General features: G+C 64.6%; 14 protein-coding genes. 7 read left to right on the forward strand and 7 right to left on the reverse strand.

Features of this window, described 5'->3' with window-relative positions:
- Positions 1-41: 41 nt before the first annotated feature.
- The 4 genes from RTI28_RS24605 to RTI28_RS24620 form a co-directional block, all read right to left on the reverse strand.
- Complete coding sequence (locus RTI28_RS24605; RefSeq protein ID WP_316922883.1) at positions 42-2,141, reverse strand: HlyD family efflux transporter periplasmic adaptor subunit; 2,100 nt, start codon at positions 2,139-2,141, stop codon at positions 42-44.
- Positions 2,138-3,457 carry an efflux RND transporter periplasmic adaptor subunit gene (locus RTI28_RS24610; protein WP_316922884.1) on the reverse strand — a complete coding sequence of 440 codons (1,320 nt, stop codon included), beginning with the start codon at positions 3,455-3,457 and terminating at the stop codon, positions 2,138-2,140. Before RTI28_RS24610 ends, RTI28_RS24605 begins: the two co-directional genes overlap by 4 nt.
- Positions 3,454-4,215 carry an efflux RND transporter periplasmic adaptor subunit gene (locus tag RTI28_RS24615; protein ID WP_316922885.1) on the reverse strand — a complete coding sequence of 254 codons (762 nt, stop codon included), beginning with the start codon at positions 4,213-4,215 and terminating at the stop codon, positions 3,454-3,456. The genes RTI28_RS24610 and RTI28_RS24615 overlap by 4 nt, the downstream gene beginning before the upstream one ends.
- A gap of 77 nt (positions 4,216-4,292) precedes the next feature.
- Positions 4,293-4,595 carry a hypothetical protein gene (locus tag RTI28_RS24620; protein ID WP_316922938.1) on the reverse strand — a complete coding sequence of 101 codons (303 nt, stop codon included), beginning with the start codon at positions 4,593-4,595 and terminating at the stop codon, positions 4,293-4,295.
- Positions 4,596-4,782: 187 nt separating this feature from the next.
- Here RTI28_RS24620 and RTI28_RS24625 point away from each other — a divergent pair, with 187 nt between their 5' ends.
- Both RTI28_RS24625 and RTI28_RS24630 read left to right on the forward strand, forming a co-directional pair.
- A complete protein-coding gene (locus RTI28_RS24625; RefSeq protein WP_316922886.1) occupies positions 4,783-5,502 on the forward strand; it encodes a thioredoxin family protein in 720 nt (239 codons plus the stop codon).
- A 597-nt stretch (positions 5,503-6,099) separates the two neighbouring features.
- Positions 6,100-6,294: a hypothetical protein gene (locus RTI28_RS24630; RefSeq protein WP_316922887.1), complete on the forward strand. Its 195-nt coding sequence runs from the start codon at positions 6,100-6,102 to the stop codon at positions 6,292-6,294.
- A gap of 19 nt (positions 6,295-6,313) precedes the next feature.
- On the opposite strand, the gene cobF is transcribed toward RTI28_RS24630, so the two are convergent.
- Both cobF and RTI28_RS24640 read right to left on the reverse strand, forming a co-directional pair.
- A complete protein-coding gene (cobF, locus tag RTI28_RS24635; protein ID WP_316922888.1) occupies positions 6,314-7,054 on the reverse strand; it encodes a precorrin-6A synthase (deacetylating) in 741 nt (246 codons plus the stop codon).
- 51 nt (positions 7,055-7,105) lie between these two features.
- Positions 7,106-8,395, reverse strand: a complete 1,290-nt coding sequence (locus RTI28_RS24640) for an OprD family porin (RefSeq protein ID WP_316922889.1) — start codon at positions 8,393-8,395, stop codon at positions 7,106-7,108.
- Between the two features lie 352 nt (positions 8,396-8,747).
- Here RTI28_RS24640 and RTI28_RS24645 point away from each other — a divergent pair, with 352 nt between their 5' ends.
- Positions 8,748-9,107, forward strand: a complete 360-nt coding sequence (locus RTI28_RS24645; protein ID WP_316922890.1) for a histone-like nucleoid-structuring protein, MvaT/MvaU family — start codon at positions 8,748-8,750, stop codon at positions 9,105-9,107.
- Positions 9,108-9,323: 216 nt separating this feature from the next.
- Positions 9,324-9,845: a lactoylglutathione lyase gene (gene gloA, locus RTI28_RS24650; protein WP_316922891.1), complete on the forward strand. Its 522-nt coding sequence runs from the start codon at positions 9,324-9,326 to the stop codon at positions 9,843-9,845.
- 146 nt (positions 9,846-9,991) lie between these two features.
- Here the strand turns inward: gloA and RTI28_RS24655 are convergent, their stop codons facing one another.
- The gene (locus tag RTI28_RS24655; RefSeq protein ID WP_316922892.1) at positions 9,992-11,392 is read right to left on the reverse strand and encodes a purine-cytosine permease family protein; all 1,401 of its coding nucleotides are present in this window, start codon (positions 11,390-11,392) and stop codon (positions 9,992-9,994) included.
- Positions 11,393-11,720: 328 nt separating this feature from the next.
- Between RTI28_RS24655 and RTI28_RS24660 the strand changes: the two genes are divergently transcribed.
- The 3 genes from RTI28_RS24660 (at position 11,721) to RTI28_RS24670 (ending at position 13,683) form a co-directional block, all read left to right on the forward strand.
- Positions 11,721-12,206, forward strand: a complete 486-nt coding sequence (locus RTI28_RS24660) for a flavin reductase family protein (protein WP_042128968.1) — start codon at positions 11,721-11,723, stop codon at positions 12,204-12,206.
- Positions 12,207-12,299: 93 nt separating this feature from the next.
- Entirely contained in the window at positions 12,300-13,343 is a 1,044-nt protein-coding gene (locus tag RTI28_RS24665; protein WP_316922893.1) for an LLM class flavin-dependent oxidoreductase, read from the forward strand.
- Positions 13,344-13,431: 88 nt separating this feature from the next.
- Positions 13,432-13,683, forward strand: coding sequence for a hypothetical protein (locus RTI28_RS24670; RefSeq protein WP_316922894.1), 252 nt, complete (start codon positions 13,432-13,434; stop codon positions 13,681-13,683).
- Positions 13,684-13,753 lie beyond the last annotated feature (70 nt).

Below are 13,753 nucleotides of genomic sequence, written 5' to 3' on the forward strand. Positions count from 1 at the left end.
AATTGACAGCAGATTACCTCAATTGCCTTACAATCACACTACTAAAATCCACTTTCTCGCACCCCGATCGCCGCCATGCGTCGCCATGCCGCCGACAGCAGCGATTCGCCCTCTCCGTCAAGCACGACGAGGCCTCGCAGCGGATGGCCAATGGCCCCCGAGGCATCCTTCCCGAGCACGAACTGCGCGCCATATTGCGCTTGCAACGGTTGTGCCCTTTTCTCTTCATCACGTCTTATTGCAATAGGACCCTTGTGATCGGAAACGAGGGATTCCTGATCGATATAAGAAACGCCATTGGCATCAACTTCTTCAAGCGTTACCGCAATTGAATGGCGCAATACATCGTCGGCGACAAAGTGCCCGGTAGTTCCCGGCGTCACCCGCCACAAGTCCGCCTCCGCCAGATAGCCACGCAGGCGCAGCCCCTCGCTGGTGATCTGCGCCAACGGCAGCTCGGCACTGACCCAGCGGCCCGGCGTGAGGCTGTCGGCCAGGTCGCGCACGCTGCCGGCATGCGGCGCGCGCAGGTTGAGGCGTTCGCGCTGCGCGGCCAGGCCGCGGTATTCGGCCAGCGACTCGGCGAGGCGCTGTTCGAGAATGCCGCTGTCGGCGGCGGTGCTGCTGCGGCTGGACTGGCGACGCAACTGCAATTGCAGGATCTCGATCTCGCGCCGGGTGATGCTCAGGCGCGACTCCAGGTCGGGCGACTCCAGCTCCACTAGCACCTGGTTCTCCGCCACCTGCTCGCCATCCTTCACCAGCACCTGGCGGATCCGCGCCGCCGCCGGTGCATGCAGGGCACTGACCCGCGAGGCTTCGAGCATCGCCGGCACTTCCACGCCGCTGCGCCATGGCACCAGCAGCACCGCCAGCAAAGCCAGCAGGCCGCCACCGAGGAACAGCACCTTGCGCGGATGGGCCTGCTCGCGGTGCTGCCACCAGTGCCCCATTTCCTTGAAGATCGGCAGGAAGATGAACCAGACCAGCTCGACCATCATCAGGAAGATGCCCAGCACCTTGAAGAACATGTGGTAGACCGCCAGGGCGATGCCGAAGAACAGCACCGCGCGCCACAGCCAGGAGGCATAGCCCCAGCACAGCAGGCGTTTGCGCAGCGCCGGCGACCAGCGCTCCGGCGCCGCCTCGCCATAGCCGAACAGGGTCTCGCGCAGGTGCCAGCGGCACAGGGCGTAGCCGCGGCCCTGGAGGTTGTCGACGCCCCACAGGTCGCTGAGCAGGAAGTAGCCGTCGAAACGCATCAGCGGGTTGACGTTGATCAGCACCGTGGTGATCCAGGTGGCGCTGGCCAGCATGAACGCCGCCGTGCGCCCTGCCCCATCGGGCAGCAGCGACCAGGCGAGCAAGGCGATGCAGGCCAGGAGCATTTCCGCGAGGACCCCGCCGGCGCCGATCAGCAGGCGGGTACGCCGGTCCTGCACGCGCCAGGCGTCACTGACATCGGTGTAGAGCATCGGCAGCAGGACCATGAACGCCACGCCCATGCTCGGTACCCGGCAACCGGCGCGCTTGGCCATGTAGGCATGACCGAATTCATGGCAGAGCTTGGCGAAGCCCAGGGCGATGGCGAACGCCGCCGCGCCGCCGAGGCTGAGCAGTTGCGGGAAGGTAGCGAGGAAGCGCTCCCAGTCGCGCATCACCAGGAAGGCGCCGAGCAGCAGCACCAGCGGCAGGCCGAAACGCAGCAGGTTCGGACCGAAGCGCTCGAGCCACGGCCAGGTGCGATTGAGAAAGGCATCCGGCCGCCACAGCGGAATGCGGAAGAACAGGTACTTGTGCAGGACCTGCGTCCACAGGCCCTGGCGCCGGCTGGCCGCCTTGTCCGCGTAGCTGGCGCTCTGCTCGGGATCGCCGCCGCTGATCAGGTCGTGGCCGCGCAGGAACTTGAGCAGCTCGTCCAGCGCCTGCGGGGTCAGCGGCGCGCCGGGCTCGCCATTGGCCGCCTTGAGCACCTGCAGGGCATCGCCCAGGGCCCAGTGGCGCAGCAGGCGCATGGCCGGCGCGCCGAGCTTGAAGTACTTGCCGCGCAGCGGATCGGCCAGGGTCCATTGCGGCGAGCCGTCCAGTCCCGGTGTCGCCACCGAGAGCTGCAGGTCAGGGCGCAGCGCCGGGAGCATCACAGGCCCACCGCCTGGCGCAGGGCCGCCAGCGGCCGGCGCAGCAGATACAGGGCCAGTGGCGCGCGTTCGCCGAACAGCTTGGCGGTACCGCGCAGGCCGATGCGCGGCGGCGCGTTGTCGAAGGCGGCGTCGAGACGATAGGCCAGCTGGCCGGCCGCGGTGCTCTGCGCCTGGTACGCGGCGCGCTCCAGGGTGGCGCTGTGGCGGTTCAGCGGATCGCTGTCGAGGAACAGGGCGACTTCGGCGCCGTTGTCCAGGCCAATGGCGTCGGCCACCGGCAGCTCGATGCGCAGCTCGGCCTGGGCCGGGTCGGCGATGTCCATCAGGCGCTCGCCGGTGCGTACCGGCTTGCCGATGAAACGCTGGGCATCGGCGAACACCGCGATACCGTCGCGCTCGGCGCGGACTTCACTGCGCGCAAGCAGGTCGCGGGCGTAATCGCGCTCGGCGCGTTTCTGCTCGACCCGGGCCGCCAGCAGGTCCAGGCGGGCGCTGGAATCGGTATCGGAAAATGCCCGCTGGGTGTTGGCCTTGAGCTCCGCCTCGGCCACACCCAGGGTGCGCTCGGCGACGTCGGCCTGGGCCTTGAGGCTGGTGGCGTCGAAGCGCACCAGCACCTGCCCGGCCTGCACCGGCTGGTTGGGCTTGACCAGGAATTCGGCGACCACGCCGTCCAGCGGCGCGGCGACCACCTGGCCGTTGCGCGGCACCACTTCCGCCGGCGCCAGCACCGACTGTCGCACCGGCACCAGCAGCGCCAGCAGCAGCGCGCCGGCCAGTGCCCAACGGGTCCGTGCCGGCCAACGCAAGCGCCAGGGCTTGCCAGGCTGCAGGGCACGCCAGGCATGGCTGTAGCAGTCGCCCAACTGAGCCAGGAGGACCTGCTCGGCGTCGCTCCAGGGGGTGTCGCGGGCCAGCCAGAGACCGCCGAACACCTGGTCGTCGCGGTCCTTGAGCGGCAGCCAGAAGGCGTAGGGCGCCGACAGTGCCTGCCAGTCGTCGCGGCTGGCCTGGTCGACGCTCTCCGGCGGCACCGCGCCAGGCAGGGCAAAACGCTCGCCGGCGGCGAGACGCGCGGCCATGCGTTCGATGAACACCACGAACGGCGCGTTCGGCTCGACCATGCTGATGCCGGTCAGCGCGCGCACCTTGCCGGCGATCAGCAACGCGCCGTGGCGGTAGCCGAACAGCGCCTGGCTGTCGTTGACCATGCTGAAGGCCAGCACCTCGGTGGACGCGGCGGCGCGAGCCTGGCGCTCCAGCTTGAGGTAGTGCGCCAGCAGTTGTTCGAGGGCGCCGGGGACGGGAGCGTTCATTGCGGCTCCGCGAAGTGCGCGCTGCCACTCATCCCGGCCAGCAGGCCCGGAGTGTTGGCCGGCACGCTGGCGATCAGCAGGAGGGTCTGGCTGCCTTCGTCGATGCGCGCGCCGAGGCGCTTGACCACCGCCTCGATCGGCTTGCCGGTTTCATCGGGAACGAAGCTGAAGGTCTGCTCGGGCTTGAGCTTGCCGAGCCAGCGCGACGGCACCAGCAGGTGGATTTCCAGGGAGCGGTTGTCGACGATCTCCAGCAGCGCAGCGCCGCTGGCCACGCTTTCGTGGGCCTGCACGCGGCGCGCGACCACCTGGCCATCGAACGGCGCCTTGACCTGGCAACGCTGCACCTGCACCTGGTAGACCTGGGATTCGGCCTGGGCCTGGGCCTGACGGGCCTCGGCCAGGGCCACTTCGAAACGGCCGACGGAGTTCAGCGCCGCCAGTTGCTGCTTGTTGCGCAGCTCTTCACGGGCAGCGCGCACGGCGGCGCCGGAGGCATTGGCCTGGGCCTGGTAGGCGCTGCAGTCGAAGCGCACCAGCACATCGCCCTTGCTGAACGACTGGCCCTCGGCATAGGGCATTTCCACCACCCGCCCGGGCAGCTCGCTGGCCAGCACCGCCTGGGAACGCGCGCGCAGTACACCACGAACCTCGCTGGCGGCAGAGGTGGCGCCATCGAGCAAGGGATCGCCCTCGGTCGCGGCCTGGGCCACACCACTGATCAAGGCCAACGCCGCCCACCACACTGCCTGCTTCATCTTGCTACGTCCCTGTAAGGTCTGGATTGTGTCAATTGGATATCGGCCGCCGACTGGCGAACCTGAATCGCCGTTGGTCAGTGCCGGCGATAGCTTTTCTGGCCGCCTGGTGTCAGGCAGTACACCCCGCCCCGGGGGCCGGTGCAGAAGGTCCCCGATGCGCAGCTGCACTCAGTGCTGGCACCTTGCAATGATTGCGCCACTGGCCGCGGGTTGCGGTTGCCGGTGTAGGCGCTGCAGCTTTTCTTCGAGGCGCTGAGCGAACCGTCATTGCACAGGAAGGCATCGCCGGCGCAGCCCGCGATACCGCCCTTGCGCCCGGAACAGGGCGTATTGCCTCCCCAGGAGGCGTTGGCGAGGAAAATCAGGGCCAGGCTCAGGCCGGCGAGAAAAGAGAAGCGCGTCACAAAAATGACTCGTAAAAAGATGGCCGGATGCTATCAATGTTTTTCACGGGCCGGAAGCGCTCCACTCGTCGGTTTCATGAAGATTGCGGGATCGTTGTGTCGAACGGTGACAGCGCCAGACGACCAGAAGAACAGACACCCCCACCCCGGAGTCATCCAGATGAACAACGATCGCAAGCACCCGGTGGTCACCCGGCGGGAATGGCTCGGCGCCCGCCGCCAGTTGCTCCTGCATGAAAAGGCCTTCACCCATCAACGCGACGAACTCAGCGCCGCGCGCCGCGCCCTGCCCTGGGTCAAGGTGGAAGAGCACTACCGTTTCCAGGGCGCCGAGGGTGAGGTCGACCTGGCCGGGCTGTTCGCCGGGCGCAGCCAGTTGCTGGTCTATCACTTCATGTTCGCCGATGGCTGGGACGAAGGCTGTCCTGGCTGTTCGTTCCTTGCCGACCATTTCGATGGCGCCAACCTGCACCTGGCCCACCATGATGTTTCGCTGGTGGCGGTATCGCGGGCGCCCTACCCGGAGTTCCAGGCGTTTCGCCAGCGCATGGGCTGGCGCTTCCCCTGGGTGTCGTCCCATGGCAGCAGCTTCAACCGGGATTTCGGCGTGACACCGGCGGCCGAAGGTGCCGAGTACAACTATGAGCCCTATGCGGGCAACGAGACCGAGCTGCCCGGGCTCAGCGTGTTCTGTCGTGACGAGGCCGGCGAGATTTTCCATACCTATTCCAGCTATGCCCGTGGCCTGGACATCCTGGTAGGCACCTACAACTTCCTCGACCTGATGCCCAAGGGCCGGAACGAGGACGGCACGATGGACTGGGTGCGGCACCATGATCGCTACGAGGGCCCCCCGGGGCAGAAGCCCTGCTGTCATTGACGCCTGTGCGATAGGCATGGGTATCTACACAACTTTGACGGCCTGGCGGGAAACCGCATAAAGGTCGCCAGGTGCCTGTCTTGAGCCTTGCAGCGCCCTCCAGATCGAGCGCCGCCCGCGCGGCGCATCGCGGGCTGCGCCCGCTCCCACATCTTTTGCAACGTGCCATGGCCTGTTGGATTTGAGTTGTCAGCCTTTGTTTTTTCGGCGATGCATCGCGGGGAGGCTGTTGGGCTCGACTCGGTATCGAGTCGAACCAACAAGGCGGCCAACCATGGCCTGTCAGCCATAGGTACGTTGCAACAAATGTGGGAGCGGGCGTAGCCCGCGATGCGCCGCGCGGGCGGCGCTCGATCTTGAGGGCGCTGCAAGACTCAAGACAGGCACCTGGCGGCCTTGATGCGGTTTCCGCCAGGTTTTCAGAGATGTGTAGATACCTATGCCAACGGGGCCGCTTTGCGCTCTTTGCATTTCTTGCCGCATCCAGCCCGAGCGCTTCTAATACGCTCTTTTGCCCCAAGGCCCCTCGCGCATGTCCGCCTCCTCCCTGCACGTCCTGATCATTGGCTACGTCTGGCCCGAGCCCAACTCCTCTGGATGAAGCACAACATCTGGCCGATGGCCCGCCGCCGCCTGCTCGAAGCCCGCTATGACTGGCACTGGCACAGCAGCGCGCTGGTCGAGCGCATCGAGCAGACCCTGACGCAGCTGGCCGACCAGCGCCTGTACAACTTCACCGGGGCCATGCTGCGTCATCACCAGCACAAGAACACCAGGGACATGGCGCAGTGAATCGAGGCGAAGAACCGCGTCAGTGGCGCCGACGCAGCAGATAGGTGTCCATGATCCAGCCCTTGCGCGCCCGCGCCTGCTCGCGGGCGGCGAGGATCCGCGCCTTGACCTCGCGCAGCGGCCCGCTGATCAGGATCTCGTCCGCACTGCCCAGGTAGGCACCCCAGTAGATGTCCAGGTCGGGGTCGTCTAGTTCGGCGAAGGCGCACTGGCCGTCGAGCATCACCAGCACGTTGTCGATCCTCGCCACCTCGGCCAGGCGCCTGCCGGGGAGGATCTGCAGCGGCTCGCCGATCCGGTTCAGCGGGACCCGGTGACGGGCCGCCAGCGCCTGCACGCTGCTGATCCCGGGAATGACCTCGAGGGTGAAGGCCTGCTCGTCGATCAGTTCGAGGATGCGCAGGGTGCTGTCGTACAGCCCCGGCTCGCCCCAGAGCAGGAAGGCGCCGCACTCCCCCTCGCCGAGCTCGTCGGCGATCAGCCGGCCATACAGCGCCGCCCGCTGGCGGTGCCAGTCGCGCACCGCGCCCTGGTAGTCGGCGGCCGCGCCGTCGCGCCGCGGATCATCGACCTGGACCAGGCGGTAGGGACGCTTGACCAGTTGCTCCAGCAACGCCTTGCGCAGGTGCAGCATGTCGTCGTTGCTCTGGTGCTTGTCGAGCACGAAGAAGACATCCGCGCGGTTCAGCGCATCGACGGCTTCCAGGGTGATCTGGCGCGGGTTGCCCGGGCCGATGCCGATCAACAGCAGGTGTTTCATGGACGAACTCCCGAAATGCAGCGGCCCATTGTCGACGCAGCGGGCGCAGTTTTACCAGATCGAGAAGTTGTAGCTGACGATGACCCGGGTTTCGTCCATGTCGCGGGCGAAACGTTCGTAGTTGCTGCGATAGGTGGAATTGCGCAGGCGCACGCTGAGGTCCTTGAACGTGCCGCCCTGGACCTGGTACTTCAGCTCGCTGTCGCGCTCCCATTCCCTGCCTTCGGCGAGGCTGCCGGGGACCTGGATATCTTCGCCGCTGATGTAGCGGGTGAAGAAGCTCAGGCCGTTCACCCCCATCGCCTTGAAATCGTAGTCGTAGCGCAGTTGCCAGGAGCGTTCCCGGGCCGCGGCGAAGTCGTTGACCTGGGCATAGTTGACCAGGTACGGGTTGCTGCCATCCAGATACGGCATGGCGCTGTCGCCGAACATGCGCTGCCAGCCCGCGCTGATCCGGTGTCCGCCAAGGCTGTAGGCGAGCATGCCGCTGAAGGCGCGGTGGTCGATCGCGCCGGCACGGGCACGGCCGATGTCGTCGCTCCTGATCAGGCGCAGGTCAGCGGACAGGCTGCCGACGCTCAACGGCTGGCTGGCGACCAGGCCGAGGAAATGCTGACGATAGATGTTCTCCAGCTTCGCCACCTGGTACTGGGCGCTGATGCGCTCGTTGACCCGGTAGTCGACCCCGGCCAGGTCGAAATGATCGGCACGGGTGTCGCAGGCGTAGCGCTTGTTCTTGCAGTGCACGCGAATGTCCTGGGCATCAGTGGAGTCGCGGGCGGTGTACCGGTCCAGGCGGGTCAGGTTGAAACGCACATCGCGCACTTCTTCCGAGGTCAGCGACGCGCCATGGAACATCGTCGGCAGCAGGCGGCCGTCGTTGTACTTGAGCAAGGGCATGTCAGGCAGCATCGCGCCGTACTTCAGCACGGTCCGCGAGATCCGCACTTTCCCGGCCACGCCGAGTTTGGCGTACTGATCCACCGAGTGTCGCGGATCATCGCCACGGGAGGGCAGCAGGCCACTGTTGCTGTCGGCGGGACTTGAATCGAGTTTCAGCCCATACATGCCCAGTGCGTCGACGCCGAATCCCACGGTCCCTTCGGTATAACCGGAACGCACGTCGAGAATAAAACCCTGCGCCCATTCTTCGCGTTTCGAGGCGCCCTGCGCGGAACTGCTGTGCCCATCGCGAAAGTCGCGATTGAAGTAAACATTGCGTGCCTCGAGGCGCGCGCTGCTGTCTTGGATAAAACCACCGGCCTGCGCCGAAACAGCGCCGAACAGCCCCGCCAGGCCACATAGCGCGCGCCCGGAAGAGCAGGAAAAAGGGACAAACATGAGGACCACGAATCCGAATAAGAAACCAACAAGCCGCCCCGTCGCAACAGCCGGGGCGATGATCGCCGCCGCTTCGCGCACGACGCCTGCCGATTATCCGCGAGCGCTCTGCCCCGGGCCATTGGACCATGGTCGCAGCACCCGGTAACGGCCTCCGCTTAATACTCAGGGAAGACGAACATGAGCAAGTTTGAAAGTTCCCGGCGCGGCCTCATAAAAGTTTGCTGTTAGTCCATGAGCCGTTGGCTACACTGTTAACTATGCTGTTATTACAGCCCCTGTGGACCCCGTGTTATTCGCGTCGATCATCTCGCGCCGCGCGGCGTCCACTGCCGATAAAGGAGTGATTACCGTGTCCAGACTTGCAGAGTTTCGTGCCGCCGAAAAAGCCCTTCAGGAACAGCTCGCACAACTGGAGGCAATGAAAAAGGACGCCGGCCTTAAACGTGAAATCGAATTCGAACAGAAACTTGTCGCGCTGATGAAAAGCTATGACAAGGGCCTGCGCGACATCATCGCCATCCTCGATCCGGCCACGGTCGGCAAGGCCGTGCCCAAGGCGCCGAAACAACGCCGCGCGCGGGTGGTGAAAGTCTATGAAAACCCGCACACCGGTGAACTGATCGAGACCAAGGGTGGCAACCATCGCGGCCTGAAAGCCTGGAAAGAACAGTACGGCGGACCAACGGTAGAAAGCTGGTTGCGCAAATGAGTTTCGCTTCACATATTTTTCACAAGCGCTGGATCAGGATGAAGGCTGCTAAAGGACTAGCGCCCCATGCGCCCGCTTCGGCGGGCTTCTAATTCAAACGCCCCGTGAGCCTCGGCCACGGGGCGTTGTCGTTTGCGCAATTGATTCAGTTCCGTATGATGGCCGCCTGATTGTTCCGCCGGCGTCACTGGCGTCGGCCTCTACTGCGGAGTGCCCATGAGCCTGCAAGATCTCGATACCCTCCCTGGCGTCACCGCGCAACCCGATGCCGCCACCGCCAACTTCGTCTTCAACCACACCATGCTGCGGGTCAAGGACATCACCAGGTCCCTGGACTTCTACACCCGCGTGCTGGGTTTCAGCCTGGTGGAGAAGCGCGATTTCCCGGAAGCGGAATTCAGCCTGTACTTCCTCGCCCTGGTGGACAAGGCGCAGATCCCCGCGGATGCGGCCAAGCGTACCGAGTGGATGAAATCGATCCCCGGCATTCTCGAACTGACCCATAACCATGGCACCGAGAACGACCCGGCGTTCGCCTATCACAACGGCAATACCGACCCGCGCGGCTTTGGCCATATCTGCATTGCCGTGCCGGATATCCGGGCCGCCTGCGCGCGTTTCGAAGAACTGGGCGTGCCGTTCCAGAAGCGCCTGAGCGACGGGCGCATGAAGCACCTGGCGTTCATCAAGGACCCGGATGAGTACTGGGTCGAGATCATCCAGCCGACCGAGTTCTGATAAACGAAAAATGCCGCGATCATCGCGGCATTTTTGTTGGTGTCATGTGGTGTCGCCACTGGCCTCATCGCTGGCGACGCCAGCGCCCACAGGTTCCATCCCGGGGCAGGCACAAAACCCTGTGGGAGTCCGCAGACATTCAGGGATTACTCCGTCCGCCAGGCCGCCACCAGCGCCTCGCCCCGCCCCCGCGTCGCCAGGCAGTAATACAGCGGCAGCGTCACCACCAGGCCCACCAGCCACGACAGGTCCGCCCCCTCCACCAGGTTGGCGTAAGGGCCGACATACAGCGACGTGTTGGCGAACGGCAACTGCACCAGGATGCCGCAGGCATAGGCGATGATCGCGTGCAGGTTGAAGCGCCCGTAGATCCCGCCATCGGCGGCGAAGATCGAGGCGATGTCGTAGTTGCCACGCTTGATCAGGTAGAAGTCGATCAGGTTGATCGACGCCCACGGCACCAGCACCAGCAGCAGCGCCAGGATCAGGCCGATGAAGTGGCCGATGAAGTCCGAGCTCGCGCTCAGTGCGGTCAGGCAGCACCCCAGCAGGATCACCCCGGCGAGGATCACCCGCACCTTGATGCTCGGCGTCCAGGCACTGGCGAAGGTCTGGATCGCGGTGACGATGGAAAGCACCGCGCCGTACAGGTTCAGGGCGTTGTGACTGATGATGTTGAGCAGGAACAGCACCATCAGGATCGGCCCCAGCCAGCCGGTGGCCTGCTTCACCGCATCCATTGCCTCGGTGCCTTCAGGAACGCAGAGCACGGCAATGGCACCGAAACTGAAGCAGAGGATGGTGCCCAGGGTCGCACCGCAATAGGTGGCCCAGAACGGCTTGGCGATCCCCACTTCACGGGGCAGGTAGCGCGAGTAGTCGGAGGTATACGGCGAGAAGCTGATCTGCCAGATCACCCCCAGCGACAGCGTGGCGATCCAGCCGGACAGGTTGAAGCCCCCGCGGCTGAAGAAGTCCGCCGGCAGGTCCTGGGCGAACAGCATGATGAAGCCGGCCAGCAGGGCCGAACCCATCACCCAGGTGCCGATGCGGTTCAGGGTATGGATGAAGCGATAGCCGATGACGCCGATGGCGGTGGCGCTCAGGGCACCGAGGATGATCGCCGTGGGCATCGGTACGCTCGGGGCGATGCCATGGATCGACTTGCCCGCCAGGACGATGTTGGAAATGAAGAAGCCGACATAGATCAGCGCGGTGAAGAACACGATCAGCAACGCGCCGTAGCGACCGAACTGACCGCGGCTCTGCACCATCTGCGGAATCCCCAGCTGCGGCCCCTGGGCCGAGGCCAGGGCGATGACGATACCGCCGAGCAGATGGCCGAGGACGATGGCCAGCAGGCCCCAGACCAGGTTGAGGTGGAACACCTGGACCACCATGGCCCCGGTGACGATCGGCAGTGGCGCGATATTGGTGCTGAACCACAGCGTGAACAGATCCCGCGCCTTCCCATGGCGCTCTGCTGGCGGTACGTAATCGACCGTATGGTTCTCGATCAACTGGTGTTGCGAAGACGGTTGGGACATGGGCAAAAAGCTCGAAAGGTTCTGTTTTTATCTTTGTAGGAAACCGCTTGCGGCACACGGCAGGCGGCGTCGAAGCTGAAGACCATATTATGGTATTCCAATATTTTGACAACACTGATTCGCTGTTTTGCCGACCAACTGATCTGCCTTGCCCACCCTCCCCGCGCCCGCCCTTTTGCCGCCAGGCCCCGTAATCATTGGCCTCGAGCTGAATCGACACGTTCGTCAGGGGCGAAAGATTCCTCTTGCAAATTAGGTATTACGGTATACCATCAGACACATCAACGATAAAAACGCGGACCAAACCGCTGTATCCGAGGACCACGCCATGATCGACGCAACCGTCTACAAGAACGTTCTGGGCTCCTTCCCGTCCGGCGTCACTGTCATCACCACCCTGGACGACGACGGCCAGATCGTCGGTCTGACCGCCAGTGCCTTCAGCTCCCTGTCGATGGAGCCGCCGCTGGTGCTGTTCTGCCCCAACTACAGCTCCGATTCCTACCCCGTGCTGATCCGCAACAAGCGCTTCGCCATCCACCTGCTCTCCGGCCAGCAACAGGCCGAGGCCTATGCCTTCGCGAAGAAGGGCAAGGACAAGGCCCAGGGCATTGAGTGGACCCTGAGCGCGCTGGGCAATCCATTGCTGGCCAATGCCACCGCGATCATCGAGTGCGAGCTGTGGCGCGAATACGAAGGTGGCGATCACGCCATCATGGTCGGCGCGGTGAAGAACCTGATCGTTCCGGCGGAGGCCCCCAGCCCGCTGGTCTACTGCCGCGGCAAGATGGCCAGCCTGCCGGCCTTCGCCTGAGCCCCTATTCTGGTGACAGGTGCCGCCTGTCCGTCCCGTCAGCTGTCGCCCGATCCGCCGGGCGACCGATAACAAGAGCCGAGGAAACGCCTCATGAAATTTTCGTTGTTCGTGCACATGGAACGCTGGGATGAACAGGTCAGCCACCGGCAGCTGTTCGAAGACCTGACCGAGCTGACCCTGATGGCCGAGAAAGGCGGCTTCAGCACCGTGTGGATCGGCGAACACCACGCCATGGAATACACCATTTCGCCAAGCCCGATGCCGCTGCTGGCGTATCTCGCCGCGCGCACCGAAACCATCCACCTCGGCGCCGGCACCATCATCGCGCCGTTCTGGCACCCGATCCGCGTCGCCGGCGAATGCGCCCTGCTCGACGTGATCAGCAACGGCCGCATGGAAGTCGGCCTGGCCCGCGGTGCCTACCAGTTCGAGTTCGACCGCATGGCCAACGGCATGCCGGCCTCCGAAGGCGGCGCGGCCCTGCGCGAGATGGTCCCGGCGGTGCGCGCGCTGTGGCAGGGCGACTACGCCCACGACGGCGCGATCTGGAAATTCCCCACCTCCACCTCGGTGCCCAAGCCGCTGCAGAAGCCGATGCCGCCGATGTGGATCGCCGCCCGCGACCCGGACTCGCACAACTTCGCCGTCGCCAACGGCTGCAACGTCATGGTCACCCCGCTGATGAAGGGCGACGAGGAAGTGGTCGACCTGAAGAACAAGTTCGAAACCGCCCTGGCCAACAACCCGGGGGTGCCGCGCCCGCAACTGATGGTGCTGCGCCATACCCACGTCCACGCGGAAAACGACCCCGAGGGCTGGAAGATCGGCGCCCAGGCGATCAACCGCTTCTATCGCACCTTCGACGCCTGGTTCGGCAACAAGCAGACTCCGGACAACGGCTTCCTGGCGCCGAGCCCGGAAGCGAAGTTCGCCGAACGTCCGGAGTTCGGCCTGGAAAGCCTGCACCAGACCGCGATGATCGGTACCCCGCAGCAGGTCATCGAACGCATTCGCTACTACCAGGAACTGGGCGTCGACGAGTTCAGCTTCTGGTGCGACAACAGCCTGCCGCACGAAGAGAAGCGCAAGTCGCTGGAGCTGTTCATCAATGAAGTGGTGCCGGCCTTCAGGTAAGGCACGTTCGTCGGGCCGGGGAACCCCGGTCCGACGCTGTGGTATATCGGTAGGAGACTTCCGATTTTTCCGCAGCGAGGTCAGGACGATGAAAACCCTTAGTTGTGAGCACCGCGACTACATCATCACCGCCAGCGTCGAAGCCCATCCCGGCATCCCCACCCCCTATGCCGCTGGCTGCCTCATCACCGATCCCCAAGGCCACACCAGCCGGCGCCTGTCGTTGCCGGTGAACATGGCGTTCATGGCCGACCTGGAGAATGCCCAGCATGCGTCGCTGGCGCATGGCCGATGGCTGGTGGATCAGCAACTGGATAAACATCACCGCTCTTTCGCTTGACACATCACGGCGTGGGAGCGGATTCATCCGCGATCGGCGGCGAAGCCGTCGTAAAACCTGAGTCCCGCAT

Source organism: Pseudomonas sp. zfem002 (assembly GCF_032621685.1).
GTDB lineage: Bacteria > Pseudomonadota > Gammaproteobacteria > Pseudomonadales > Pseudomonadaceae > Aquipseudomonas > Aquipseudomonas japonica.